Origin of the sequence: Nesterenkonia sp. PF2B19, assembly GCF_001758425.2 — a bacterium.
Lineage (GTDB): Bacteria > Actinomycetota > Actinomycetes > Actinomycetales > Micrococcaceae > Nesterenkonia > Nesterenkonia aethiopica.
Genome location: NZ_MDSS02000051.1, coordinates 1 through 25,208, shown reverse-complemented (window position 1 = coordinate 25,208; position 25,208 = coordinate 1). Strand labels below are relative to the sequence as shown.

Sequence of the window (25,208 nt, the reverse complement as noted above, 5' to 3'; positions counted from 1 at the left end):
CGGCCGAGTGGGCGGCAGCGTGGGGCGGCCGCATCCCGCCCCGGGATGAGCGGGACCGGCTCGAGGCGGCCCGCGGAGTGCGGGACCTGGCGGCTGCAGGACGCTCGGTGCCGCTGCGCTCCGGGCTCACCCCGGACGCGGCCGCCGCACCGCTGAGCTGCTGCGTCCCATGCTCTCCGGGGACGCCATCGCGATCACGGACCGGGAGGACATCCTCGCCTTCGTGGGGCCGGGGGCGGACCACCACCGGGTGGGCGGGGAGATGCAGACCCGCGCGGCGGTGCGTGCCATCGAGAAGGGCCGCACCGTGGTGGTGCGGGACGCGGCCGGGCTGGGCTGCAAGGTCCCGGACTGTGCGCTGCGCTCCGCGGTGATCGCACCGCTGGCCATCGGCTCGCGGGTGGTGGGCTCCCTGGGGGTGTTCCAGGCGCGCACCGAGATCCCGCCCAAACAGCTGGTGGAGGACATGGCCACCATGCTGTCCCTGCACCTGGAGCTCGCTGAGCTGGACCGGGAGCGCCGCCTGGCCACCCACGCCCGGCTGGACGCCTCCGGGCTCAGATCAATCCGCACTTCCTGTTCAACATCCTCAACACCATCGCCTCCAAGGCGCGCACCCGGCCGGAGGAGGCCCGCGAGCTGCTGCTGCGGCTCTCCGAGTTCTTCCGCTACGCGGTCCGCCAGGAGGGGCACTTCGCCGAGTTCGCCCAGGAGTACTACTTCGTGCGCACCTACCTGTCCCTGGAACAGGCCCGCTTCGGGGACAGGCTGCAGGTCCGCTACGACATCGACCCGCAGGTGCTGACCTCCCGGGTGCCGGTGCTGACCATCCAGCCGCTGGTGGAGAACGCGGTCAAGCACGGCATCGCGGACAAGAAGGAGGGCGGCACAGTGCGGCTGCGGGCCCGGGTGGACCCGCTGACCCGCACCACCCATATCCGGGTCTCCGACGACGGCGTCGGCATGGATGCCGAGGTGCTGGCGAAGCTGCTCAGCGGGGACCAGGATGTGGGCGACCATGAGGACAGCGTGCTGACCGGGGTGGACGCCGTCGGCCACGCAGGAGTGGGGCTGACGAACATCACCGAGCGGCTGGAGTCCCTGTTCGGGGACCGCTATGACCTCTCCATCTCCACTCCGCGCAGCGGCGGCACCGTGGTGGACCTGCGTGTGCCGATGACGTGACGGGCGACCGCGCGGCTCCAGGCCGGCTCTGACGCCGTGTCCGGGCCGGGGAGCGGTCAGCAGCCGCATCCGATCAGCAGGTTCTCCACGGACCAGCGGAAGACGTCCTCGATCTCCGGGACCGGCTCGGCGCCGGCGACGCTCAGCGGACTCGTGGCCGGATCAGGTAGGGGCGGCCAGCGGGTGCGTGCATCATCGGTGACCTCGATGATCGCGTGGCCGAAGACCAGGGCCGTCAGGGCGTAGGCGATGCGGGCGGAAACCGGCACGCTCGGGCCGCACCTGTGGATCGCGCCGATCAGCGCCTCGTTGAGCCGGTAGGCCCCCGGGCCGCCGATCGGGCGGTCGAACAGCACACGCGCGATCGCCGGATGCGCACGGAACTCCGCCAGCACGTGGGCCGCGAAGTCGACCACGCGCCGTCGTGCCGCCTCCTGGTCCTCGTCTGGGTCGGCTCGCGGCGTGCCCGGGCTCGGGCTGGCGCCGTCGGGGGACAGGAGTGTGAGATCCAGGTGCTCCAGCGCCGCGTCCGCGACCTCTTCGAGGAGCGCATCGCGTGACCGTGCGTAGGTGTAGAGCGCATTCGGGGCCACGCCGAGCTCGCGGGCGACGCCCCGGAGGCTGAAGGCGTCCATCCCGTCCCGCTCGAGCACCGCGGTCGCGGCGGCGAGCACCAGCGGGACCGACAGATCGCCTCGTGGGCCAGGTTTCCGGGCCCTCCCACTTGTTCGCGTCACTGCGGCACCTCTATCGTGACCATCATGGAGTCTGTACAGCGTACAAAACTGGCGGCCGGGCGCCCGAGGGCCACGCCGTTCGTCCTTGCCTTCGCGGTCCTCGTCATGGCCGCAGTGGTGCTGGCGACCATGCCTGTCTACGCCGGGGCGGATCCGGCCTATCTCACCGTGCTCACTCCGGTGTTCCAATGGGCGCCGTTCCTGGCGATCCTGGTCCTCCATGCCGTCCATCGATCCCGGGTTCGGCAGGCCCCAGGGGGCGAGGCGGGGGAGGCCCCGTGGAGGCTCTGGGCCGCCTCCGGGGCGACCCTGCGCGGCAGAAGCGGCTCGATCCTCGCGATGTCGCTCGTGGCTCTCATCGCGCTGGTGATCACCGCTGTCGTCCCGCTCCTCGCCTCAGGGGCGGCCGGCATGATCGAGCTGCGCTGGGTGGAGGGCGCGGCGTTGGCCGCGCTGCTGACGCTGCCGGTGGCGGTCGTGTTCATGATCCCCGTGGCGGGGGAGGAGCTGGCATGGCGGGGATACCTCACGTCGTTGCTGAGCCGGCACGGATTCGCGGCGACCACCGCCCTCATCGGCGGCCTGTGGGCGCTGTGGCATCTGCCGCTCCTCGCAGCGCTCGCCCACGCCGGGGAGCTCGACGGGCGCGACGTCGTCTCCAAGACCATCGATCTGCTGCTGGCGGCCGTCCTCGTCAGCGCTCTGCGGTATCTCTCCGGCAGCGTCTGGCCCGCAGTGTTCGCCCACGCCCTGTTCAACAACCTCTTCCAGATGGTGCAGTACAACTTCATGGAGCCCCTCTCCTCGGCGTCGGCCAGCGGCTACTGGGGGTACATGGCGGTCTCATGGGTGACGTGGCTGATCGTGGACGCCGTGCTCGTGGTCTGGGTGTATCGCAGGACGGGCGGCCGTCTGGATCTGTGAGTGCGGGTCGGGGCGGGATCCGCGCTGTGACGCCCGTCATGGAACCCTGGATGCCAGCTCTATACTGAACGGATGATGCCCCGCGCGCTGATCGTGGATGACGAGGCCCCCGCCCGCGAGGAGCTGCGCTATCTCCTCGAGGAGGTCGGGCGCGTGCAGGTGGTCGGGGAGGCCACCAACGGGGAAGAGGCGCTGGTGCTGCTGAACTCCCTGGACTACGACCTCGTGTTCCTGGACATCCGGATGCCCGGGCTCTCCGGGCTGGAGATCGCCGAACAGCTCCGGGAGATGCCGCATCGGCCGCAGGTCATCTTCACCACCGCCTACCCGGACCACGCCGTCGAGGCCTTCGATCTCGCCGCCGCCGACTATCTGGTCAAACCCTTCGACGCCGAGCGTCTCCAGCGGGCCGTGGAGCGTGCGCTCTCCTCGGGAGGGGAGCGTGCCGAGCCGGGAGCGCGCCACGACGACGGCGTCCCTGCCGCGGCCGACGCTGAGCGCCAGGCGGTCCGCCCGCGGCTGCCGAGCCGGAGCCGCTGGTGAGGATCCCCGTGCAGAAGGACGGTCGGACCATGCTGGTGGACGGGGACTCCATCGTCTACGCCTCCGCGGCCCGGGGGTACTCCTCGCTGAAGCTCGGCGATGAACGGGTGTTGGTCTCCTTCTCGCTGAATGAGCTCGAGCGTCGCCTGCAGGGTCACTTCTTCCGTGTCCACCGCTCGTATCTGGTGAACCTGCGCTATGTGCGCGAGCTCGTCCCGGACTTCCGTGGTGCGCTGGTGCTGGTGATGAACGACCGCCAGCGCAGCCGGGTGGAGGTCTCCCGCCGCCATGCTCGGGAGCTGCGCCGCCGGCTGGGCGTGTGACGGCCTCAGGCCTCGGGTGAGGGCAGCGGCAGCACGCTGAGATAGACGCGGGCGCGGCGGTCGTCGCCGCCCGGCCCGGAGGTCTTCACCCGCTCGGAGGCGGCGTCGGTGTGGCGTTCGATGACCGCCATCAGCTCGTCGCGCATCGCGCGCATCTCCTCCGCTGTCATCGTCGCCGTCGAGCTCGAGTCCACGGAGGCCTCGATCCAGTGCTGCGGCTCCTCCTCGATGTGGGTCATCCACCGGCGCAGGGTCTGGAGGCGCTCCTGCATCTGGTGCTGGATGACGGTCTGAGCCACCGGCATCTGGTGCGGGTCATTGCGGACCAGCTCGGCCCGCAGGCTGAACCCGGAGGGCTTCCACCACCGCTCGCGTCCGGTGCCGCGCTCCGGATCCTCCTCCACCAGGCCGTGCTTCTCCAGCTGCCGCAGGTGATAACTGGTCTGCCCGGTGCTCTCGTCCAGATGCTTGGCCAACTGGGTGGCGGTGGCCGAGCCCTGGTCGGACAGGTAGGAGTACATCGCCATCCGCAGCGGATGGGCGAAGGCCTTCATGGTCTTCGCGTCCATCCGTAGATCCGCCTCACCGGGCAGCTTCTCCGGGGCCTGGTCGGGCAGCTGGGCAGAACTTTCCGGGCCGGGGGTCTTGCGCGCGCTCATATGCAGAGATACCTTTGCATAGAAGTTGTTGCAGAGAAATCTCTGCAAACCTTTCTCGGCACCAGTCTACGGAGATGATCACCATGGCGCACACCACCACAGCGGAGCAGACGTCCGACGACGGCGTCAGCCACGGGGCCACCTCCGGAACCGAACCTCTCGGCCGGCGGTTCCAGGCCCATCTGGGCAGCGTGGCGCTGGCGAATCTCGCGGACGGCGTCCTGATGACCGGCATCCCGCTGATCGCCGTCTCGCTGACCCGGTCTCCGCAGGAGATCTCCCTGCTCTCGGCGCTGTTCTGGCTGCCCTGGCTCCTGTTCGGGCTGTTCGCCGGGGTGGTGATCGACCGCTCCGACCGCCGCCGGGTCCGGATCGTGGCACTGAGCCTGCGGGTCGCCGTCCTGGTGGGCCTGATCGCGGTCGCCCTGGCAGGGGCGCTGGGCATCGAGGTGCTGATCCTCTTCATGGGTCTCTACGGACTGACCCAGGTCTTCGCGGACCTGGCCGGGCGCACCATGGTCCCGCAGGTGGCGCCGCGCTCCCGGCTGGCCGCCGCCAACGGGCGCACCATGGCCGCCGAGCAGGTCTTCAACGATTTCGTCGGCCGCCCCGTGGCGGGTCTGCTCGTGGTGCTCGGCGCCGGCTGGCTGCTGGGCTTCTCCGCGGCGGTCTGCGCGGCGGCGGTGCTGCTGATCACCCTCGGGCTGCGCGGCGACTACCGTGCGGGTCGCACCGGTCAGCCGCGAGACGCTGCGGTGCCGCGGGGTGCTGGAGAATCGCGGGCCGCAGAGGCGCCGAAGGCTCCCGCCGCGGGGGAGGGGCCGCCGTCGGAGGCCGGACTGCGTGCGGTCTTCGAAGGACTGCGTCTGGTGTGGCGCCACCCGGTGCTGCGGCCGCTGGCCATCATGTCCTGCACCGCCAACCTCGCCTCCACCGCATTCATGTCCGTGTTCGTCCTCTGGGCGGTGGGGCAGGGGTCGGCCATCGGACTCACCGAGGCTCAGTACCCGTTCTTCGCCGTGGCCAGCGCAGTGGGCGCCGTCACCGCGTCCTTCCTGGTGGAGCGGATGACGCGGCGAGCTCCCGAGGTGCCGCTGATGCTCGGCGCGTTCCTGGCCCAGGCGCCGATCATGCTGCTGCCGGTGATCTTCCCCCGCTTCGAGGTCCTCCTGCTCGCCGGACTTCTGCAGGGCTTCCTGAACATGACCGGCAACGTCATCGCCTTCACCCTCTTCCAGCGTCTGGTGAGCGGCGAGGTGCTGGGCCGGATGACCGGCGCGATCACCACGGTCGGCTTCGGGCTCATGCCGCTGGGCGCGGTGCTGGGCGGGTTCGTCGGTGAGCGCTTCGGCCTGCCGACGGTGTTCGTCGCCGCCGCCGCGCTGCTCGGGGCGGCCGTTGTCTGGTCCATGACGCAGGTGCGGCAGTCGATGGTGGAGGCCGCCGAGCAGAGGATGCGCCATGCCGAGGACGGCGGAGACGCCGATGGTGACGGCGACACCGGTGCTGACGGCAGCGGGCACGACGGTGGCGATGGCAGGGGCGACGGGCCGGGCGTGAGCCCGAAGGCGGACGCCCAGGCGCCCCAGGATCGGGGCCGCCGGACCTCACGCCGGACCTCACGGCACACGGCAGGGCACACGGCAGGGCACACGGCAGGGCGCCGTGACCGGCTCCGTGCGGAGGCCGAGCGCGATGCCCGTCGCCACGATCTCGGCGGCGGCGTCGAGTTCCGCTGGGCCTGACCCTGATCTTCTCCGCCCTGGTCCTGCCGGTCGATGTGGGGGATCTGCGCCCAGCTGGCTGCCCTCCGGCGCCGCTCAGCTGGGCACGGGTCCCCCGGTCGCGGGGAACAGCGGCTGCTCCCCGCGTTCCAGGGCCAGCAGATGCTCCTTCCGGGGAACGCCGCCTCCGTAGCCGGTCATCGAGCCGTCGGCGCCGATCACTCGGTGGCAGGGCACGATGATCGAGAGCGGATTGCGTCCGTTGGCCAGCCCCACCGCCCGCGAGGCGCCCGGGCTTCCCAGGTGCGCGGCCAGCTGTCCGTAGCTCCAGGTCTCCCCGTAGGGGATCTCCCGCAGCGCCGCCCACACCCGCTGCTGGAACGCGGTGCCCTCCGGCGCCAGGCGCAGGTCGAAGGTCCGGCGGTCGCCGGCGAAGTACTCGCCCAGCTGCTCGGCGGCGCGGCGCACGACGGCGGCGGCGTCCTCGAGGGCCACCGCCTCGCCCCAGCGTTCCGCGGTGGTGTGGCGGTGCTCGGCCATGTATGCGCCGGTCAGCGCCTCTCCGTCGGTCACCAGGGCCAGCGGACCCACCGGGGAGTCGATCATGCTGTGGGACAGCGAGCGTTGTGCGGCGTCTGAGGTCTGTGCCGCCCGCGGATGCTCCGTGGCGTGCGTGGTGGTGCGGCTCATGGGCTGCTCTCCTTCGTGTGGGGTGAGGACTGCGGCAGGCGGGCGACGGCGTGGTCGCTGCTCGCCCACAGCAGGGCGGTGGCATAGGAGCGCCAGGGCCGCCAGGCCTCGGCGCGTGCGGTCAGCGGGCGCGGGTCACCGGGCAGGCCGAGCGCCTCCGCGGCCACGCGGGTTCCCAGGTCGGTGGCGGGGAAGGCGTCCGGATCCCCCAGCCCGCGCAGTGCGATCATCTCCACGCTCCACGGGCCGATCCCACGCAGGGCGGCCAGTTCGCGGCGGACCTCCGCCCAGGGAGCGCCGACATCGAGACGCAGCCGCCCGGAGGTCAGAGCATCCGCCACCCCGTGGAGGGTCTCGCGGCGCGACGCCGGCATGCCTGGCCAGGCTGCTCCCCGCGGGGCCGTGCCGTCGTCGTCGTCGGAGGAGGCGCTGGCCCCTGCTGAGGCGAGGGCCTCGGCCGTGGGGAACAGATGCGTGGGGCCGTCGGGCACACGCAGGGCATCGGGCAGCGGGTCGCCGACGGCCCGGGTGAGGCGGGCACCCGTCGTACCGGCGGCGGTGGTGGAGACCTGCTGGCCCAGCACCACACGGAAGGCCAGCTCCTCGGGGTCGGTGGTGCCGGGTAGGCGGCAGCCGGGGGTGCTGGCCACCAGCTCGGCGAGCACCGGGTCGGCGCTCATGGCCTCGTCGATGCCGACCGGATCCGCATCGAGGTCCAGCAGACGGCGGCACCGCTGCACCGCGGAGGTCAGGTCCCGCAGATCGGTGAGCCGCAGCTCGGCGTCGATCCGGCCGCGCTCGCCGTCGTCCGGGGTCAGGGAGGCCACCCCGAGGCCATGCGACAGGCGCAGTGCCCGATGGAAGGTCCCAGAGGCCGGGGACCAGGTCTCCACTCCGGGGACGGCGGTGGCGATGAGATGCCCGAACAGACTCGGCACGTGCAGCGGGGGCCGGTAGCGAGTCGCAGCCTCAGCCGGTGCGGGGTGCCGCCGTCGTCCTGGGGTGCCCGGTCAGCGGCCTGCCCCGGCCGGACGACGGCCACGGATCGTCCGTTGCGGCGGGCGGCCCGCAGCTGGCTGGGGGAGGCGGCGAACACGGCGCGCACCGTCTCGTTGAAGGACCGCACCGAGGAGAACCCGGCGGCGAAGGCGATCTCGGTGAAGCTCAGCGCGGTGCCTTCGATGAGCGTCCGCGCGGTGGAGGCCCGCTGGGCCCGTGCCAGGGCGATCGGCCCGGCCCCGAGCTCGGCGCGGAGCACCCGTTCCACCTGCCGGGAGCTGTATCCCAGGGACGCGGCGAGTCCTTCCACGCCGGTGCGGTCCACCTCGCCGTCGGCGATCAGCCGCATCGCCCGGGCGGTCGTGTCCTGGCGGATGTTCCACTCCGGCGAGCCGGGAGAGGCCTCCGGGCGGCAGCGGCGGCAGGCCCGGAACCCGGCGCGCTGGGCCGCGGCGGCCGTCGGGTGGAAGGTCAGATGCTCACGCTTCGGCGGCGGAGCCGGGCAGCTGGGTCGGCAGTAGATCCCCGTGCTGGTCACGCCCACGTAGAGCCGCCCGTCGAAGCGGGCGTCACGGGTGCGCACGGCCTTGATGCAGGCCTCGGCGTCGGGGAGCAGTGAGGTGGTCACGTCACCAGCATGCGCCGGTGACGCCGTCGGCGCCAGCAGGAATCCGACATCGTTGTCTCGGCCGGGCTACCTCCCCCCTACGCCGAGTTGGTCTGGAGTTGTGGATACTCGACTCGATCGACTCGAGTATCCACAACTCCAGACCAACTCGGCCGGAGGCAGGGGCAGGGGGCTGCTCAGCGGGAGGAGCGCGGCGGACGGGGGATGCCCCCGGGCCCCTGGGAGTCACTGGGTCCCTGGGAGTCACCGGAGCCGCCGTCGGCCGCGTTCGGGCCGGTGGAGGTCCCGGATCCTGAGGTGCTGCCGGTGGAGGTCGGTCGGTCGCCGCGTCCGCTCGGGTCGGGCATCGGCTTGGTGGCCTCCAGCGTCGCGGGCTCCGTCCCCGAGGACTTCCGTGGGGACTTCCCGGAGGACTTCCGCCCCAGTCTCGCCGCCGGGGAGTCCGCGACGGCGTCGGCGGGCTTGGCGCGCTTCCAGGCCCGGTGGCAGCCCAGCAGCACATAGGCCACCAGCAGCCCCACCGCGAGCAGACCGTCCAGGATGAGCGTCAACCAGGCGCCGTCGGCCGTCTCCAGCTGGGACCAGGCGACCAGCGCCAGGCCGAGCTTGTGCAGGAAGGCCAGCTCCAGCACGCCGGGGTAGGCGGTCGGCCGCCAGGCCACCAGGGCGAACAGTCCGGCGAAGACCACCAGGCCGAGGCGCGCCAGGCGTCGTAGATCAGGTGGTCGTCGGCGGCGGAGGCCAGCTGGGCGATGCCGGCACCCGCGGCGCCGGCGGCACCCAGGGCCGCCAGGATCAGCAGGGCCACGGCCGACGACGGCGCCGTCGCGCCGCGGCCTCGGGGGACGATGTCATCTCTGCTCCTCTGCTGCTCGACTGGTGCGGGTGCCGCCGGTGTCAGGCGGCAGCTGCACCGGGCGGTGACGACGCCGCGGAGGCTGGCTCCGCGACGTCGTCGATGCAGTCAGACTAAGGCAGGAGCGTCCCGCTGACCAGGGATGAGGGCGTCGTCCCGTGCTCGGCGGGCCGGTGAGGTCACCGGGAGATCTGCAGCAGGTCGTCTCCGGCGGTGACGTGGTCCGCCGTCGTCGTCGTCACGGCATCCTCCGGCTGGTCCAGCGCCACCACGGGGATGACGGTGGAGATCCCGTCGCCGGTGATCTCCCCGGGCGTCCAGCGGACCATGGGGTCGCCGCGGTGCACGGTGGCGCCCTGCTCGGCCAGGACTTCGAAGCCCTCACCCTCGAGTCGGACCGTGTTGATACCCAGGTGGACCAGCACCCCGACGCCGGACTCGGCCTGGATCACGAAGGCATGCGGGTGGATCTTCACGATCTTCCCGGCCAGCGGGGCGCAGACGGTGGTCTCCTCCGGCGACGGGTCCAGGGCGATGCCGGGCCCGACCATCGCGGAGGAGAACACCGGGTCCGGCACCTCACTGAGGGGGAGGACCCGCCCCGGGCAGGGGGCGGCCACCCGCGTCGGTGAGACTGCCGGTCTCTCAGCGGTCACCGGAGGTCCTCGATGTCTTCGGCGATGGTGTCGGCCTCAGGTCCGACGACCACCTGCACCACGGTGCCGCTGATCATCACGCCGTGGGCGCCTGCGGCCTTGAGGGCCTTCTCGTCCACGAGCGAGGCGTCTTCGACCTCGGTGCGCAGCCGGGTGATGCACGGCTCGATCTCGATGATGTTCTCGGATCCGCCGAGTCCGGCCAGGATCTGCTCTGCACGGTCAGCCATGAGGGGCTCCTTCTCTAGGGGTGTGGGTGGTGCGGTCGAGGTGGGTGTAGCTGCGGGATGCCGGGGCAGGTCACGCGTCGGTGCGGGTGACCTTCGCCAGGCCCTGGGGCGCGTCCGGGTCGAGGCCCAGAGTGCGGGAGAGCTCCTCGACGATCAGCTGGGCGGGCACGATGTTGGCCAGCGGGGCAAGGGTCTCCGGCAGGTCGGCACCGGGCACGTGGACGTCCGCGGCGGCCTGGAACTCGGGGTTTCCTCCGATGCCGATCACGGTGGCACCGCGCTCCTGCAGGTCGCGGGCCAGGTGGACCATCGGCTCGCTCAGCGGGCCGTCCGCGGCGGCGTGCACGACGGCGGCCACGCCCTCACCGACGGCGGCGATGGGACCGTGGCGCAGATCCGCGTAGGAGTACCCGCGCACTGGGCGCAGGCAGGTCTCTTCGATCTTCAGGGCGGTCTCCAGGGCGGTGCCCATGAGCAGGCCGCGACCTGTGGCCACCGTGGTGCGGTGGGAGGCGAGGACCTCGACGGCGGCGTCCACCCCGGCGCGTGCGGCGAGCAGGCGCTCGACGGCCTCGGGGACGTGACGCAGCCGCTCTTCCAGGGCGTCCGCGGCCTGCGGGTCTCGCCGGCGCAGCGCGGCGAGGGTGAGCACCACCATGCCGACCAGCTGGGCGGTGTAGGACTTGGTCGCCGGGACGGCGAGCTCCTCGCCGGCACGGGTGATCAGGGCGACGTCGGCCTCGGCCGCCAGCGGGGAGGTGGCACCGTTGGTCAGCGCGACGGCGGCCGCACCGTGGTCGCGGCCCCAGCGCTGGGTGGCGACGATCTCCTCCGTGCGCCCGGACTGCGAGGCGCTGACGAGCACGGAGTCGGCGAGGTCCAGGTCGGACCGGTAGTGCGTGGCGACGCTGGGGGAGGCCAGTCCACCGGTGAGGCCGGCTTGGGTCTCCAGCAGGTAGCGGCCGTAGACGGCGGCGTGGTCGCTGGTGCCGCGGGCGGCGAAGAGGACGTGGCGTCGGCCGGAGAGCAGCTCGCTGAGACGTCCCTGGGACGGGAGCAGCGCCTCGAGGGTGGCGCGCAGCGCCTCGGGCTGCTCGGCGATCTCTCGCGCCATCTGGGTAGACCGTGCCTGCGGGAGGGACATGGATTCCTGCTTTCGGGAGAAGGACCGACGGGCTGTGTGGTGGTGCCCTTGACATCGCCTGTGATCGACGCCATAGTCAACTGGTACGTACCAGACCGTATCAATCACGCAGCGAGTTGTCGAGAGGTGGATCACGTGACCCTGGAGGACGAGCAGCGGCAGGACCAGCGCATCACCGATGGTCCTGAGCCGAAGCACATCCAGCTCAGCGCCGCCGTCGCGCGCCTGGCCACGGAGTCGCTGACGCCGGGGGAGATGATCCCCTCGGAACGCACGCTGATGACCGAGTACGGGGTCTCCCGCGCCACCGTCCGCAAGGCTGTGGACTCACTGATCGTGGACGGTCTGCTGCGGCGGGTGCCCGGCAAGGGGACCTTCGTGGTGCAGCCCCGGCTGGAGAGCCGGCTGCACCTGGCGTCCTTCACCCAGGACATGCGCCGCCGCGGGCTGCACCCGACCACACGGCTGATCAGCTGCGAGGCGGTGGAACCTCCTCCGGAGGCGGCCGCCTCGCTGGGGATGGACACCCCCGGATCGCGTGGCCGGGCTTGGGCGTTGACCCGGGTCCGCTGCGCCGACGGGCAGCCCATCGCCGTGGAGACCGGATGGTATCCGGCCTCCCTGTTCCCGGATCTCGACCGCCGGGACCTCGCAGGGTCCCTCTATGACATCTTCTCCGCCGACTACGGCGTCCTCATCGACGCCGCCGAGCAGACCCTGTGGGGTGAGGCGGCGGACGCTCCGACGGCACGGATGCTGGAGGCCGAGCCGGCCACCCCGCTGCTGGTCTTCCGTCGCGTCTCCCACGCGGCGGGCCGACCGGCCGAGCATGTGGTCTCCCGCTACCGCGGGGACCGCTATCAGGTCCACATGAGTCTCAGCCGGGACGACGTGTCGTCCTCCTGAACGGCCCGACTCCACAGAGAACCACCCCACCACCACCGATTCACTCGCCCCTGGAAGGAGCGCTCCGATGAGTTCGCCCGAAACCGCCGACAGCGGCCCCGAGACCAAGAAGAGATCCACGATGCCCAAGATCAACCTGGCGCCGGTGCAGAAGTTCGGCCGCAGCCTGCTGCTGCCCATCGCGTCCCTGCCGGCAGCGGCTCTGCTGCTGCGTCTCGGCCAGCCCGACCTGCTCGGCGAGGAGGGACTGGGTTGGAACCAGGTCGCGTCTGTCGTCGGAAGTGCCGGTGACGCTCTGTTCGCCCACCTGCCGCTGCTCTTCGCCCTGGGTGTGGCCATCGGCATGGCCAAGAAGGCCGATGGCTCCACCGCACTCGCCGCCCTGATCGGGTACCTGGTCTATGACGCCGTCACTGAGGCGATGTCGCCGCTGGTGCTCGGCGCACCGGCCGAGGGTGAGGAGCAGGCCCTGATCAATTTCCACGTGCTCGGAGGCATCGTCATCGGTCTGGTCGCGGCCTGGCTGTGGCAGCGCTACTACCGCATCAAGCTGCCCCCGTACCTGGCGTTCTTCGGCGGCCGGCGCTTCGTGCCGATCATCACCGCGCTGGCGGCGATCATCATCGCCGTGCTGATGAGCTTCATCTACCCGCTCTTCGACGCCGGGATCACGGCCCTGGGTGAATGGGTCGCGGCGAACGCCGTGCTCGGTGGGTTCGTCTACGGCATGATGAACCGCCTGCTGATCCCGCTGGGTCTGCACCACATCCTGAACAACCCGCCGTGGTTCATCCTGGGTTCCTATGAGACGGCCGAAGGCACGGTCGTCCACGGTGACATCGCCCGATTCCTCAGCGGAGACCCCACGGCCGGGTCCTTCATGACCGGCTTCTTCCCGATCATGATGTTCGCCCTCCCGGCTGCCGCCCTCGCCATCTATCACGCGGCTCGGCCGTCGCAGAAGAAGGCCGTCGGTGGTCTGATGGGCGCCGGTGCCCTCACCGCCTTCCTGACCGGTGTCACCGAGCCGCTCGAGTTCGCCTTCATGTTCGTCGCGTTCCCGCTCTACGTCATCCACGCATTCCTCACGGGTACGGCGATGGCCTTGGTGAACTTCCTGGAGATCAAGATGGGCTTCGGCTTCTCCGCCGGTCTCTTCGACTTCGTGCTCAACTGGAACATCGGTACTGACCCCTGGCTGCTGATCCCCATCGGATTGGGCTACGCGGTGATCTACTACGTGCTGTTCCGCGCGGTGATCAGGCTCTGGAACCTCAAGACGCCCGGCCGTGAGGACGAGGACGCCGAGTCCACCCCCGCCTCGGAGCAGCGCGGATGACGCTGATCCACGCGACGGCGGCCCTGACCCCCGCCGGCGATGTGTCCCCCTGGTGGCTCCTCCTCCAGGGGGAGCGCATCGTGGAGTCGGGTCCGGGGGAGCCGCCCGCACCGGCAGATGTCAGCATCGAGCACGGTGTGCTCTCCCCGGGATTCGTGGACGTCCATGTCCACGGCGGGGGAGGGGCCTCGTTCCTCGACGGCGCGGAGGCGGCCCGCACGGTCCGGGCGGCACACCTGCGTCACGGCACCACCACCATGCTGGCCTCACTGGTCACCGACCCCTACCCGGTGATGCGCGACTCGTTGGCCGGGCTGCGGGAGCTGGTGGAGTCCGGCGAGATCGCCGGCGTCCACCTGGAGGGGCCCTGGCTGAACGCCCGGCGTCGCGGCGCCCATCATGAGGAGCACCTGCGCGCGCCCGATCTGCAGGCGCTCGACGAGTTCCTCGCCACCGGGCTGATCCGCATGGTCACTCTCGCCCCGGAGCTGCCCGGAGGCCTGGAGGCGGTGCGCAGGCTCGTCGATGCCGGCGTCGTCGCCGCCGTGGGCCACACGGACGCCGACTACGATCTGATCCGCGAGGCGCTGACCCACGGGGCCAGTGTGGGCACCCATCTGTTCAATGCGATGCCGTCCCTGCATCACCGGGCGCCCGGCCCGGTCGCCGCGCTGCTGGAGGATCCGGACGCGTGGGTGGAGCTCATCGCCGACGGCGTGCACGTCCACCCGGCCGCGCAGCGGCTGGCCTTCACGGTGAAGCCTCACCGGTGCGTGCTGGTCTCGGACGCCATGTCCGCCGCGGCGGCCGACGACGGCCGGTACCGGCTGGGCAGCCTGGAGGTTCAGGTGGACGACGGCGAGGCCCGCGTGGTGGAGCCCTCCGGAGAGCTCGGTTCGATCGCCGGCTCCACGCTGACGATCTCGGCCGCCGTGCGGCACAGCGTGCAGCGCGCGCAGCTTCCCCTGGGCCAAGTCCTCCAGGCCGCGACGGCCCACCCGGCGCAGATGGTCGGGCTCGAGGAGGTCGGCACCCTCGCGGCGGGATCCCTCGCCGATCTCGTGGTCCTGGGTGATGATCTGGAGGTGCGCGCGGTGATGACGCGGGGCGCCTGGCTGGAGGGCGCGCCGTCGTCGTGACGTTTTGTTGCGCCACCGGAGACAAATGGCTGGTTGCCGGAATGAACCTGACATCCTGGTGGTTCACACCTGGCGTGAGCGCTCTCGCTCGCCTGTGTACCCGTGAGAGAGAAGGAAGCGATGACTGCTGTACCCACTGTCACACTCAACGACGGCACGGAGATCCCGCAGTTCGGCTTCGGCGTCTGGCAGGTGCCCGCCGAGGACGCTGAGCGTGTGGTCTCAAAGGCCCTCGAGGTCGGCTACCGGCACATCGACACCGCGGCCGTCTACGGCAACGAGGAGGGCGTCGGGCGCGCCATCGCCGCCTCGGGGATTCCGCGTGACGAGCTCTACGTGACCACCAAGCTCTGGGTCTCGGACTTCGGCCGCGCTGAGGCCAAGGCCGCCATGGAGACCTCCCTGGAGAAGCTCGGCCTGGACCGCGTGGACCTGTACCTGACCCACTGGCCCGCGCCGGCCACCGACCAGTACCTGCGTGCCTGGGAGGGCCTGGAGGACATCGCTGAGGCGGGCCTGTCCACCTCGATCGGCGTCTCCAACCACCTGGAGGAGCACCTGGACCGGATCGTGGCCCTGGGCGGCCGCACCCCTGCGGTCAACCAGATCGAGATCCACCCCTACCTGCAGCAGCGCGAGGTCGTGGAGGCGAACCAGAAGCACGGCATCGCCACCGAGGCCTGGAGCCCGCTGGCGCAGGGGCAGGTCTTCGACGAGTCGGCCGTGCGGGCCGCCGCCGAGGCCCACGGAGTGACCCCGGCGCAGGCGGTCATCCGCTGGCACCTGCAGCAGGGCCGCATCCTGTTCCCGAAGTCGGTCACCGACGAGCGGATCGCCGCCAACTTCGACGTCTTCGGCTTTGAGCTGACCGACGCCGAGCTGGAGGCCATCGACGGTCTGGAGAAGGGCGGGCGCCTCGGCCCGAACCCGGCCGAGTTCAATCCCGGCTCCTGACCCCCGCCTGGCTGCGGTGTCCTATGATCGCAGCCGCCTGAGAACGCCGCTGGGCCCCGTCCGATGATTCGGACGGGGCCCAGCGGCGTTCTCAGGGACCGTTCAGCGGGTCAGGCCTGCGGGTTCTCCTCCTCCTCGCCGGAGTCGCCGTTGCCGACGACTTCGTCGTAGAGGTGCCCGGACTCCTGCTCCCAGCCCTCGGCGGACTCGGCGAACTCCGGGGTGTCGAACTGCTCGTCGGCGATCGGGTCGTGGTAATACGCCTCCTCGTCGAGGTTGAGCGTGCCGGTCTCCGGGTTGACCTGCGTCGCGTGGGCCGGGACGTCGTGGATGGCGAAGACCATCTCGTCCGTGGTGGTGACGGTGTTGTCCGTGACCCCACGGCCGGTGCCGGATGGCAGGCCGGACAGGGTCGAGGACGTGCCGCCGAAGAACCCGGACAGGGCCCGGCCCTGGCCCGCGACGATCTTGCGCAGGCTCCGCTCCACCGCGGGGCCCTCTTCGGCCCCGGCCACCTCGCGGGCGGTGTCCACCAGGGAGGCCGGGGAGGCCTGCGGGCGAATCCGCACATAGCGAGGCGCCGTCGCGCCCTCGTAGTACAGCATCCGGATCATGCCGATCACCGCCAGCACCAGCACGATGGACAGCGGGGCGGCTGCGGCGATGGAGCTGACCTGCAGCACGCGCAGAGCTGCGTCGGCCGCCTCGCCCGCGGCGGCGATCAGCACGATGGCCGCCGCACCCTCGACCAGAGCCCAGAACACTCGCGTCAGGCGAGGCGTGTCGGGACGGCCGCCGTGGGAGAGGATGTCGACCACCAGCGAGCCGGAGTCGGACGAGGTGATGAAGAAGAACGCGATCACCAGGATCGCCACCACTGCGGTGATGGAGGCGATCGGCAGCTGCTCCAGCAAGGTGAACAGCGCGGCCTCGGTACCGATGTTGCCCTCGGCGTCGACCATGACGCCTTCGGTCAGCTGGTAGTAGATTCCGGAGGATCCGAAGATCGAGAACCAGATGATGCCGATCAGGGTCGGGGCCAGCAGCACGCCGAAGACGAACTCACGGATGGTGCGGCCCCGGGAGATGCGGGCGATGAACATGCCCACGAAGGGTGCCCAGCTCATCCACCAGCCCCAGTAGTAGATGGTCCAGTCGGCGGACCAGCCGCCGCCGTCGCCGCCCGCGTAGGAGGCGCCGGTCTCGAACATCAGCTGCGGGAACGCCCAGGCATACTCGCCGGCGTTGGCCACCAGCTGCTGCAGCAGGTACAGCGTGGGGCCGGCCAGCAGGACGAAGATGGCCAGGGCGGCGGCCATGGTCATGTTGATGTTGGACAGCCACTTCAGTCCCTTGTGGACACCCGTGATCACCGAAATGGTGGCGATGGCGGTGATGCCCACGATCAGCCAGGTGAGCAGCGCCGTGTTGGACTCCGCCCAGCCCATGAACTCGAGCCCCGCGGCGATCTGCTGGACGCCGAGGCCCAGCGAGGTGACCACGCCGAAGACGGTGCCGACGATCGCGACGACGTCGATGACGTGACCGACCCAGGACTCGATGAGCCGCCGGCCGAAGACCGGCTCGAGCAGCCACCGGATGGACAGCGGGCGCCCACGGCGGAAGGTCATATAGGCCAGGCCCAGCCCGACGACCACGTAGATCGCCCAGGCATGCAGGCCCCAGTGGAACAGCGACTGGCCGATGGCCGTGCCGGACAGCTCGGCCTGAGTGGCCATCAGGGTCTCACCGGCGGCGTCGACGCCGACCTCACCACTGATGTCCGGCGGGGCCACCATGTGCCACAGCGGCTCGGCCACGCCCCAGAACACGAGGCCGATGCCCATGCCGGCGGAGAACAGCATGGTGAACCAGGACAGGATCGAAAACTCCGGCTTCTCGTCATCCCGGCCCAGTCGGATGTTGCCCGCCTTGGAGAGCCCGGCCCAGATCGCGAAGAGCACGAACCCGGTGACGATGGCGACGTACCACCAGCCGATCCCGTTGACGATGTTGCTGTTGAGCTGTTCGAAGGCCTCGTCGCCGTGCTCCCGGCCGAACCAGGTGGCGAAGATCAGGGCGGCGGCGATGATCAGGACGGCCGGGATGAAGACTGGCTTGCTGAGGCTTCGCCAGACGTAGCTCACCGACCAATGGCTCACTTCTGCTTCGGTGTGCGAAGCCATGAAGTCCTCCTTGGTTGTGTATTACCGTGAAATCTTGTGCTGCAGTGTCGTCTCGGTCAGCGTCTCGATCGTGGTGAAGGCATGAAAAAGACGGCGGAGCCGTGCGCGCCGCCAGGTCCTCCCGGAGGAGCAGTCGCCTGGTCAGCAGTCTGCAGCGGCGTCGACGCGTCATGGTCATGGCGCATCGCATTCTCGAAAAACTGACGCTCATGGTCCATTAGGCCTTAAGTGGAGTCCCGAGGGCAAGCCGCGCGGCCCTGACTGGTGACGATAGCGCAGATGTTCTGTCAGGATAAGAGGTTATCCAATCAATTCTTCTTCTTCCGTCAGGAGAGAGACCATGAGCAGCTCTGTCGGCTCCTCGGGCTCGGCCGGCGGCGTGCGGATCCGCGAGTCCTTCGCAGGCCGGAAGGCCTTCATCCTCACCGCCATCGGCTCGGCTGTCGGGCTGGGCAACATCTGGCGCTTCCCCTACATCACCTATGAGAACGGTGGCGGCGCCTTCCTGATCCCGTATCTCATCGCCCTGCTCACCGCAGGCATCCCGATCCTGCTGTTCGACTACGCCGTGGGCCACAAGTTCCGCGGCTCCCCGCCCATGGCCTTCAAGCGTCTGCACCCCGGCGCGGAGGTCATCGGCTGGTTTCAGGTGGGGATCTGCTTCCTGATCTCCATCTACTACGCGGCCATCATCGCCTGGGCGGCCAGCTACACCTGGTTCTCACTGTCCCAGGCCTGGGGCGACGACGCCGAGGGCTTCTTCTTCGCCGAGTACCTGCAGTACGACGGCGGCGGCGCCGAAGGCGCAGGTCTGTCGGTGGACTTCGTGGCGCAGGTGGGCTGGCCGCTGATCGCCGTCTGGGCGCTGCTGCTGTTCTGCCTGGCCGTCGGCGTGCGCCGCGGCATCGCCACGGTGTCCCTGATCGGGATGCCGGTGCTGTTCGTCATGTTCGCCATCCTGGTGGCCTATTCGTTGACCCTCGAGGGTGCCGCCGCCGGGCTGAACGCCCTGTTCACTCCGGACTGGGGCGCGCTGACGGACGCTACAGTGTGGATCCAGGCCTACGGCAGATCTTCTTCAGCCTCTCGGTCGGGTTCGGCATCATGATCACCTATGCCTCGTACCTGAAGCGGAAGTCGAACGCCACCGGGTCCGGTCTCGTGGTCGGGTTCGCGAACTCCTCGTTCGAGCTGCTGGCGGCCATCGGTGTCTTCTCGGCCTTGGGCTTCCTGGCGCTGGCGGCCAACACGGCCGTGGACGAGGTCGTCTCCTCCGGGCTGGGGCTGGCGTTCGTGGCCTTCCCGACGATCATTTCCGAGGCTCCCGCCTCCGCCCTGGTGGGTGTGCTGTTCTTCGGCTCGCTGACCCTGGCGGGCTTCACCTCGCAGATCTCCATCCTGGAGGTCGTGATCTCCGCGGTGAAGGACAAGACGGGCTGGTCGCGCGGTCTGACGGTCGCCGTCGTCGGAGGTTCCAGCGCGATCATCTCGATCGTGCTGATCGGCGGGGTCTCCGGGGTGACCATCCTGGACACCGTCGACGCGTTCTCCAACAACATCGGCATCGTGGGCGGCGCCTTCGTCGCGGTCCTGCTGGTGGCCTGGGTGTTCCGGAAGATGGACGTGCTGGCCGCGGGCCTCAACGCCTACGGCTCCTTCCGGGTCGGCACGGTCTGGAAGGCGCTGATCGGCATCGTGCTGCCGATCGTGCTGGCCGTGCTGCTCTACATGGACATCTCCGACAAGATCGCCGAGGGCTACGGCGGCTTCGACACCTGGGTGGTGGCCACATTCGGCTGGGGCTCGCTGGCGCTGGTCACCGTGCTCGCGGTGGTGCTGACGCTGAGCCCGTGGAACGCCCGGTCGGCCATGCATATGGAGGACCCGGAGATCGATGAGGACAACTATGACGAGCTGGTCGGCGCCGATGGCCGCCGCCGCGGCGGACCCGCCGACTCGTCCGCGTCGGAAGGAGGGGAGCGCTGATGGACGCTGCAGCGATCGTGATGATGCTCGTCGCGCTGATCACCGTCTGGGGTGGTCTGGTCGCGGCGATCGTGCACCTCTCCAAGCATCCTGACCAAGGATGAGGCGACGCCTCGGGCGGCGGTCTGGAGGCTGAGGCCCGAGGCGCATCGTGACGGCGGGGTCGTCCCGGTCAGGGGCGGCCCCGCTGTGGCGTGTGTCACCATGCATCCACATCACGAACATGTCACAACGATGAATCGTTCCATCGCCCGAGTGTCACACCTCCGTAACTGTTCAATCTTTGAGCTGATCTGGGTTGGATGAGGCACCGGCCGCCGCTACGGTGGTCAGCATGCCTACAGGCCCACGTATGTCCGCGCACGGACTTCGCCGCACCCTGGCGATCAGCGCGACCGCCGGAATCGCCGGAGGGCTCCTCCTGGGAGCCGCCGGTCCGGCGCATGCGACACATGCCAGCGACGGCGAGGAGTCCTCCGCGCCGTCGCTGCCGTCGTACCCGGCCCCCGGGCAGCCTCTGCCGACGCCGGCGCCCGAGGAGGCCGCGGATGCTGCCGACGCCGCGGACACCACGGTGGAGAAGGCCGAGGGCGATGTCCGGGTCGCCACCCTGCACGCGGGCCTGACGGGCGATTCGGCAGAGACCGTGCTGGAGACCCTCCGCGGCGGGCACAGCCCTGCCGCTCGGACCGTGGCCCGCACCGCGCATCTGAACGCCCCGGACATCCTGGTCCTCACCGGCATCACCCACGACTCCGACGGTCGGATCGCAGACACCCTCAACGCCCGCTATCTGGCCCCGGCAGGCCTGGACCTGCCCTACGTCTACACCGCCCCGACGAACTCGGGCATCGACTCGGGCACCGACCTCGACGGCGACGGCCGCATCGGCGGCCCCGGCGACGCCCTGGGCTACGGCGAGTTCCCCGGCCAGCACGGGATGGTGGTCTACTCGGCGTACCCGATCCTCGAGGACGAGGTCCGCACCTTCCAGGACTTCCTGTGGCAGGACATGCCGGACAACTCGCTGCCCCAGGCCGACTACTCCGATCTGGACAAGTCCGTCCTGCGGCTCTCGGCCACCTCCTTGTGGGACGTGCCGGTGGAGATCGGCGACGACGGCGAGACCCTCCACGTCATCGCCAACAGCCAGACGCCGGAGCAGGAGGCCCGCAGCTTCGACGACGTCCGAGCAGCCGACGAGCGCCGCTTCATCGAGGACTACGTGTCCGCTGACCCTCAGGGCGGCGCCTACATCTATGACGACGTCGGGGAGGCCGGAGCCCTCGAGCCCGATTCCTCCTTCGTGGTGGTCGGCGAGCCCGGCGCCGGGCCCGGGGACAGCGCCCCGGCCGAGGCCGAGCCCGAGGACGACCGTGACCTGCCGCTGCTGGACTCCCCGGCAGTGCAGGACCCGCTCCCGGAGGCCGTCACGGACCAGCCGCTCAGCGCGCGCGCCGGAGACGACACGGACACCGACGAGCACGCTACCCGGGCCGTCGAGGGGGAGCCGGATCGGCGCGTCTCCCTCGTGCTGCCCGACGCCGAGGCCGAGGTCAGCGACTCCGGGATCTTCTGGCCCGCCGAGGGTGAGTTCGGCTTCGACCTGGTGGACCCCGCCGGGAACGCCGTGCTCGCCGACCGCCTCGTCTGGGTGGATCTTCAGGCGCCCTGACGCGTCCCACGGGCCGAGCGACCGACTGACCCGTCAGCGGTGCGCCCCGACTGCCCCGCGTCCTGGTGGATGCGTTAGTCTCCCTTGGAGAACGCCCCGTCCCCGTCTCCCGGTCGCGGCCCGTCCGCGGCAGAGGAGCTGACGACCCATCGGAGCCGCAGAATGACCCCTGATTCGCTGATCCCCCGCGGTGGTGCCCTCGACCGCACGCCCGCCCCTGCCGAGCGCCGGCACCGGCGCCCCGGCCCTCCAGTCCACGCCCCGTGCCGGCTCCCCGCCGGAAGAAGGAGCGGCGCGGCCGGTCGATCATGCGGGGCGCGGCCGCGACCTTCTTCGGCCAGCAGGCGCTGACCTTCGCCTCCCGACAGGCCTTCGCCGACGACGGGAGCCTGACCCCGGCCGCCGAGAGCTTCCTGACCCGCGCCGTCACCGTGCAGCGCCCCCTGGTGATGGCGAATCTGCGTCACCTGCGGAAGAACCACCCGACGTTGAGCAACCGGCAGCTGGCGCGAGAACTGGACAAGGAGTTCGTCCGCGTGATGACCGGAGCGGGCGCCGCCATCGGCGCGACCGCGGCGATCCCCTCGGTGGGGACCGTCGTGTCTTTGGGACTCTCGGCAGTGGCGACCGGCGGCTTCCTGGAGACCAGCGCCCTGTACGCGCAGTCTGTGGCCGAGCTGTCCGGGGTCTCCACGGAGGACCCGCAGCGGGCCCAGGTCCTCGTCATGGGGATCATGCTGGGCGAGGAAGGGCGCCAGCTGCTCGGGGAGCTCTCCGAGCAGGTGGATGGCCGCGGCGCCGGACCGTTCTCCACCCTGGTGCCGATGCGATCCTTGGCGAGCTCATCCAGTGTGGGTGGCCTCGTCGTGGACCAGATCAAGCGGCAGTTCGTCAAGCGCTTCTTCATCCGCCAGGGGACCACCATGGTGGCCCGTGCGATCCCCTTCGGGATCGGCGCGGTGGTCGGCGGAGCGGCCAACCACGTATTGGCCAAGCAGATCGTCCGCGCCGCGCACCGCACCTTCGGGGAGCTTCCGGAGCAGACCCCCCAGGCACTGATCGACGACATGCGCCGCGCGCTGGAGCGCGAGAAGTTCCGCGCCGACCGGAAGGAGCGCCGCGGGAGGAAGAAGGAGCTGCGTGCCGAGCGTCGGACCCAGCTGAAGGAGCGTCGCAGTGACAGCGACGCCCGCCGCCGCGAGCTCAAGCTGGAACGTGCACGCAAGCGTGCTCAGCGGGCCGAGCAGCAGCTGCAGAAGGTCCAGGCCGAGGCGCCCGAGTCGCCGTCGCGCGCCCCCGAGGCTCCGCATCCGCAACCCCTGGCGAGGATCGGGACGCCTGATGGACGGCGCGGCCGGTCGACCCACAGCCCCGGGCAGGGGAGGGGCCGACCTGTCGCCTGCTGTTCACCCGGAGTCGCCGGGACACGTCGCCTGGACGTCGCACGCCGTTGGTCTCGGCGGGATAGCGTGAAGCCGTGGCTGATGAACGACGTCGACACGGATCCAGCGGCCCGGTGTCCCCGCTGCCCCAGGCCCACCCGGTGGGGCGCATCCCCGACCCCGCGCTGCACCCGCTGCCGGCGGACCTGGACCTCATGACCCCCCTGCGTCCCCGCCGTCGGGCGAAGGTCTACGCCCACCGGGGCTCCTCCGGCCTCTTCCCGGAGCACACCCGGGCTGCCTACCGACGTGCCCTGGACGAAGGGGCGGACGGCATCGAGATCGATGTGCACCTGACCCGTGACGGAGAGGTGGTCTGCTTCCACGACGCCCTGGTGGACCGCACCTCGGACGGCCATGGCGCGGTCGCCGACCTGACCCTGGCCGATATGCGCCGGCTCGACGTGCACTCCTGGAAGACGCCGCGGCTGCCCGCCGAGTATGGGCGCCCCGGCGAGCAGCTGATGACGTTCGAGGATCTGCTGGAGCTGCTGGTCGACGCGGGCCGGGATGTCGGCCTGGCGGTGGAGCTCAAGCACCCCTCGCCCTTCGGGCACCGGTTGGAGGAGAAGGTGCTGCAGATCCTGCTGCGATTCGGCTGGGACCCGGAGACCTCGCTGGTCCCGGGCCGAGGGGCCCGGTCTCGCCACGCCGCGGCCTCGGCTCCGCAGGTCGACGTCTCCTTCATGAGCTTCTCCCCGGGCTCCCTCCTCCACCTGGCGGAGATGGTGCCCCCGGAGAAGCTCTGTGCGCTCTTCGACCAGGTCACCGAGGAGCAGGTGCTGCGTCGGCTCGAGCACCTGCGGTTCTCCTTCGCGCTGCGGCCCGTGGTCTCGGCAGTCATGCGCGGCACGGCCCGCGACTGCGAGGCCATGGTGTGGAACGCCCAGGTGGGGCTGGCCGGACCGGGCATGCGCTTCGTGCGGGAACGACGCGCCGACGTGAAGGCCTGGCTGGCCCGCGGGACGGGCCTGCGGGTCTGGACCGTGGACGAGCTCGAGGACGTCGAGCTGCTGCTGGCTCTGGGCGTGCAGGAGATGACCACGAACTTCCCCGCCCGGGTCATCGCGGCGGTGAGCACCTCTGGTCAGGACACGGAGCGCGCCCCTAGTCTGGTGCCATGATCGTGGCATTCTCTGTGGCACCTTCCGGCACTCCGCAGCCCGGCCATGAAGGCCAGACCGAGGACGGCTCCGTCCACGAGGCGGTCGCCGCCGCGGTGGCAGTGGTCCGGGACTCCGGGCTGCCGAACCGCACCAGCGCGATGTTCACCGAGATCGAGGGCGAGTGGGACGAGGTCTTCGACGTCGTCAAGCGCGCCACCCAGGCGGTGGCCCCCTACGGCAGTCGCATCTCCCTGGTCATCAAGGCGGACATCCGTCCCGGTCACAGCGGTGAGCTGGAGGGCAAGGTCGCCCGACTCGAATCCGCCCTCGGCGACTGAGCGCGGCATCGTGGGCGTCGTGGTGGTCGGCTCGATCAACGTCGACCTGATCGTCCGTGCCCGCAGACACCCCGCCCCGGGGGAGACCGTGTTGGGGCAGGACCTGGAGGTCCGTCCCGGCGGGAAGGGCGCGAACCAAGCTGTGGCCGCAGCCGCCCGCGGCGCATCAGTGACGTTCATCGGCGCGGTCGGCTCCGACGAGTTCGCCGAGCCGGCGCAGTCGGGTCTGCGCGCCGCCGGCGTGGACCTCACCGGGCTGGTCACCGTTGCAGCACCCACCGGACTCGCCGTGGTGACGGTGGACGACGTCGGCGAGAACTCGATCGTGGTGATCCCCGGGGCGAACACGGAGTTGGACCGTGACGCCGTCGCCGGACATGAGGCACGGCTGAGCCAGGCCGCCGTCGTCGTGCTGCAGGGCGAGATCCCCCGGGAGGGTGTGGAGGAGGCCGCACGCCTCGCCCAGGGGCGGGTGGTGCTGAACCTGGCACCCGCGGTGGAGGTCTCCGCGGCGACGCTGCGTCGTGCTGACCCGTTGGTGGTCAATGAGCATGAGGCCGTGCATGCCGCTGCGCTGCTGGCCGGCTCCCGGGGATCGACCCCCGGCGCCGCCGAGGGGCCCGTCGGCGGAGGGTTGGCGGCCGTGCGGGTGCTGGTCTCCGACGGCGAGGCCCTCGGTGGTGATGACGGCCGGGGCGGCCGGGCCTACCTCGGCCGGTCCTGCCGGGGTCCGGCGTCGAGGTCACACATGTGCCGGCACCCGCAGTGGACGTGGTGGACACCACCGGGGCGGGGGACGCGTTCGTGGGCGCCTGGCGGCGGCGCTCGACGCCGACGCT

At 70.7% G+C, this 25,208-nt stretch carries 26 protein-coding genes and 3 pseudogenes; 18 read left to right on the top strand and 11 right to left on the bottom strand.

Annotation, left to right across the window (positions count from 1 at the left end; translation table 11 throughout):
• Positions 1-126: 126 nt before the first annotated feature.
• On the bottom strand, positions 127-468 hold the full coding sequence (locus tag BCY76_RS18695; RefSeq protein WP_201791137.1) for a hypothetical protein: 342 nt from the start codon (positions 466-468) through the stop codon (positions 127-129).
• Between the two features lie 93 nt (positions 469-561).
• Here BCY76_RS18695 and BCY76_RS20775 point away from each other — a divergent pair.
• A pseudogene (locus BCY76_RS20775) lies at positions 562-711 on the top strand (histidine kinase); the annotation flags it as partial.
• A gap of 12 nt (positions 712-723) precedes the next feature.
• Positions 724-1,185 (top strand): sensor histidine kinase, encoded by a 462-nt coding sequence (locus BCY76_RS18690; RefSeq protein ID WP_070161216.1) that lies wholly within the window; start codon positions 724-726, stop codon positions 1,183-1,185.
• A 56-nt stretch (positions 1,186-1,241) separates the two neighbouring features.
• Here BCY76_RS18690 and BCY76_RS13360 read toward each other — a convergent pair whose 3' ends face one another.
• Positions 1,242-1,859: a TetR/AcrR family transcriptional regulator gene (locus tag BCY76_RS13360; RefSeq protein WP_070161218.1), complete on the bottom strand. Its 618-nt coding sequence runs from the start codon at positions 1,857-1,859 to the stop codon at positions 1,242-1,244.
• Positions 1,860-1,946: 87 nt separating this feature from the next.
• Here BCY76_RS13360 and BCY76_RS13355 point away from each other — a divergent pair, with 87 nt between their 5' ends.
• From BCY76_RS13355 to BCY76_RS19550, 3 genes are all read left to right on the top strand, one after another.
• On the top strand, positions 1,947-2,846 hold the full coding sequence (locus BCY76_RS13355) for a CPBP family glutamic-type intramembrane protease (RefSeq protein WP_139827802.1): 900 nt from the start codon (positions 1,947-1,949) through the stop codon (positions 2,844-2,846).
• A 72-nt stretch (positions 2,847-2,918) separates the two neighbouring features.
• Positions 2,919-3,389 (top strand): LytR/AlgR family response regulator transcription factor, encoded by a 471-nt coding sequence (locus tag BCY76_RS19555; protein ID WP_237090153.1) that lies wholly within the window; start codon positions 2,919-2,921, stop codon positions 3,387-3,389.
• An 8-nt stretch (positions 3,390-3,397) separates the two neighbouring features.
• Positions 3,398-3,712: a LytTR family DNA-binding domain-containing protein gene (locus BCY76_RS19550; protein ID WP_237090152.1), complete on the top strand. Its 315-nt coding sequence runs from the start codon at positions 3,398-3,400 to the stop codon at positions 3,710-3,712.
• Positions 3,713-3,717: 5 nt separating this feature from the next.
• Here the strand turns inward: BCY76_RS19550 and BCY76_RS13345 are convergent, their stop codons facing one another.
• Positions 3,718-4,371, bottom strand: a complete 654-nt coding sequence (locus tag BCY76_RS13345; RefSeq protein WP_085437801.1) for a winged helix-turn-helix domain-containing protein — start codon at positions 4,369-4,371, stop codon at positions 3,718-3,720.
• Between the two features lie 83 nt (positions 4,372-4,454).
• Here BCY76_RS13345 and BCY76_RS13340 point away from each other — a divergent pair, with 83 nt between their 5' ends.
• Positions 4,455-6,116, top strand: a complete 1,662-nt coding sequence (locus BCY76_RS13340; RefSeq protein WP_085437803.1) for an MFS transporter — start codon at positions 4,455-4,457, stop codon at positions 6,114-6,116.
• Positions 6,117-6,191: 75 nt separating this feature from the next.
• Here BCY76_RS13340 and BCY76_RS13335 read toward each other — a convergent pair whose 3' ends face one another.
• From BCY76_RS13335 to BCY76_RS13305, 7 genes are all read right to left on the bottom strand, one after another.
• A complete protein-coding gene (locus BCY76_RS13335; protein ID WP_083277634.1) occupies positions 6,192-6,785 on the bottom strand; it encodes a methylated-DNA--[protein]-cysteine S-methyltransferase in 594 nt (197 codons plus the stop codon).
• Positions 6,782-7,699, bottom strand: coding sequence for a DNA-3-methyladenine glycosylase family protein (locus BCY76_RS20510; protein ID WP_336582394.1), 918 nt, complete (start codon positions 7,697-7,699; stop codon positions 6,782-6,784). Before BCY76_RS20510 ends, BCY76_RS13335 begins: the two co-directional genes overlap by 4 nt.
• The gene (locus BCY76_RS20505) at positions 7,600-8,412 is read right to left on the bottom strand and encodes a bifunctional transcriptional activator/DNA repair enzyme AdaA (protein WP_336582389.1); all 813 of its coding nucleotides are present in this window, start codon (positions 8,410-8,412) and stop codon (positions 7,600-7,602) included. The genes BCY76_RS20510 and BCY76_RS20505 overlap by 100 nt, the downstream gene beginning before the upstream one ends.
• Positions 8,413-8,588: 176 nt before the next feature.
• Positions 8,589-9,101 carry a hypothetical protein gene (locus BCY76_RS13325; RefSeq protein ID WP_085437800.1) on the bottom strand — a complete coding sequence of 171 codons (513 nt, stop codon included), beginning with the start codon at positions 9,099-9,101 and terminating at the stop codon, positions 8,589-8,591.
• A gap of 346 nt (positions 9,102-9,447) precedes the next feature.
• The gene (locus tag BCY76_RS13315) at positions 9,448-9,924 is read right to left on the bottom strand and encodes a PTS sugar transporter subunit IIA (RefSeq protein WP_139827800.1); all 477 of its coding nucleotides are present in this window, start codon (positions 9,922-9,924) and stop codon (positions 9,448-9,450) included.
• Positions 9,921-10,154 (bottom strand): glucose PTS transporter subunit EIIB, encoded by a 234-nt coding sequence (locus tag BCY76_RS13310; protein ID WP_070161229.1) that lies wholly within the window; start codon positions 10,152-10,154, stop codon positions 9,921-9,923. Before BCY76_RS13310 ends, BCY76_RS13315 begins: the two co-directional genes overlap by 4 nt.
• Before the next feature lie 70 nt (positions 10,155-10,224).
• The gene (locus tag BCY76_RS13305; RefSeq protein WP_083277635.1) at positions 10,225-11,268 is read right to left on the bottom strand and encodes an SIS domain-containing protein; all 1,044 of its coding nucleotides are present in this window, start codon (positions 11,266-11,268) and stop codon (positions 10,225-10,227) included.
• Positions 11,269-11,433: 165 nt separating this feature from the next.
• Between BCY76_RS13305 and BCY76_RS13300 the strand changes: the two genes are divergently transcribed.
• The 4 genes from BCY76_RS13300 (at position 11,434) to BCY76_RS13285 (ending at position 15,636) form a co-directional block, all read left to right on the top strand.
• A complete protein-coding gene (locus tag BCY76_RS13300) occupies positions 11,434-12,204 on the top strand; it encodes a GntR family transcriptional regulator (protein ID WP_237090151.1) in 771 nt (256 codons plus the stop codon).
• Between the two features lie 67 nt (positions 12,205-12,271).
• The gene (locus BCY76_RS13295) at positions 12,272-13,543 is read left to right on the top strand and encodes a PTS transporter subunit EIIC (protein ID WP_083277636.1); all 1,272 of its coding nucleotides are present in this window, start codon (positions 12,272-12,274) and stop codon (positions 13,541-13,543) included.
• Positions 13,540-14,682, top strand: a complete 1,143-nt coding sequence (gene nagA, locus BCY76_RS13290; RefSeq protein WP_070161233.1) for an N-acetylglucosamine-6-phosphate deacetylase — start codon at positions 13,540-13,542, stop codon at positions 14,680-14,682. The genes BCY76_RS13295 and nagA overlap by 4 nt, the downstream gene beginning before the upstream one ends.
• A 120-nt stretch (positions 14,683-14,802) precedes the next feature.
• Positions 14,803-15,636 carry an aldo/keto reductase gene (locus BCY76_RS13285; RefSeq protein ID WP_070161234.1) on the top strand — a complete coding sequence of 278 codons (834 nt, stop codon included), beginning with the start codon at positions 14,803-14,805 and terminating at the stop codon, positions 15,634-15,636.
• A gap of 110 nt (positions 15,637-15,746) precedes the next feature.
• Here the strand turns inward: BCY76_RS13285 and BCY76_RS13280 are convergent, their stop codons facing one another.
• Positions 15,747-17,822, bottom strand: a complete 2,076-nt coding sequence (locus tag BCY76_RS13280) for a BCCT family transporter (RefSeq protein WP_083277637.1) — start codon at positions 17,820-17,822, stop codon at positions 15,747-15,749.
• A 340-nt stretch (positions 17,823-18,162) separates the two neighbouring features.
• On the opposite strand from BCY76_RS13280, the pseudogene BCY76_RS20770 reads away from it, so the two are divergent.
• The 8 genes and pseudogenes from BCY76_RS20770 to BCY76_RS20760 all read left to right on the top strand — a co-directional run.
• Positions 18,163-19,808, top strand: a pseudogene (locus BCY76_RS20770) (sodium-dependent transporter).
• A complete protein-coding gene (locus BCY76_RS18225) occupies positions 19,808-19,912 on the top strand; it encodes a methionine/alanine import family NSS transporter small subunit (protein WP_170922698.1) in 105 nt (34 codons plus the stop codon). Before BCY76_RS20770 ends, BCY76_RS18225 begins: the two are co-directional and overlap by 1 nt.
• 230 nt (positions 19,913-20,142) lie before the next feature.
• Positions 20,143-21,483 carry an endonuclease/exonuclease/phosphatase family protein gene (locus BCY76_RS13270; protein WP_139827799.1) on the top strand — a complete coding sequence of 447 codons (1,341 nt, stop codon included), beginning with the start codon at positions 20,143-20,145 and terminating at the stop codon, positions 21,481-21,483.
• Between the two features lie 263 nt (positions 21,484-21,746).
• Complete coding sequence (locus BCY76_RS13265) at positions 21,747-23,084, top strand: hypothetical protein (protein WP_139827798.1); 1,338 nt, start codon at positions 21,747-21,749, stop codon at positions 23,082-23,084.
• Positions 23,000-24,049: a glycerophosphodiester phosphodiesterase gene (locus BCY76_RS13260; protein WP_336582382.1), complete on the top strand. Its 1,050-nt coding sequence runs from the start codon at positions 23,000-23,002 to the stop codon at positions 24,047-24,049. The genes BCY76_RS13265 and BCY76_RS13260 overlap by 85 nt, the downstream gene beginning before the upstream one ends.
• Positions 24,046-24,369: a thiamine-binding protein gene (locus BCY76_RS17680; protein ID WP_070158511.1), complete on the top strand. Its 324-nt coding sequence runs from the start codon at positions 24,046-24,048 to the stop codon at positions 24,367-24,369. Before BCY76_RS13260 ends, BCY76_RS17680 begins: the two co-directional genes overlap by 4 nt.
• A pseudogene (locus BCY76_RS20765) lies at positions 24,320-24,877 on the top strand (PfkB family carbohydrate kinase); the annotation flags it as partial. The gene BCY76_RS17680 and the pseudogene BCY76_RS20765, both read left to right, overlap by 50 nt.
• A 242-nt stretch (positions 24,878-25,119) precedes the next feature.
• Positions 25,120-25,208, top strand: an 89-nt coding sequence (locus BCY76_RS20760; RefSeq protein ID WP_442935360.1) for a PfkB family carbohydrate kinase, incomplete at its 3' end; no start/stop codon positions are given.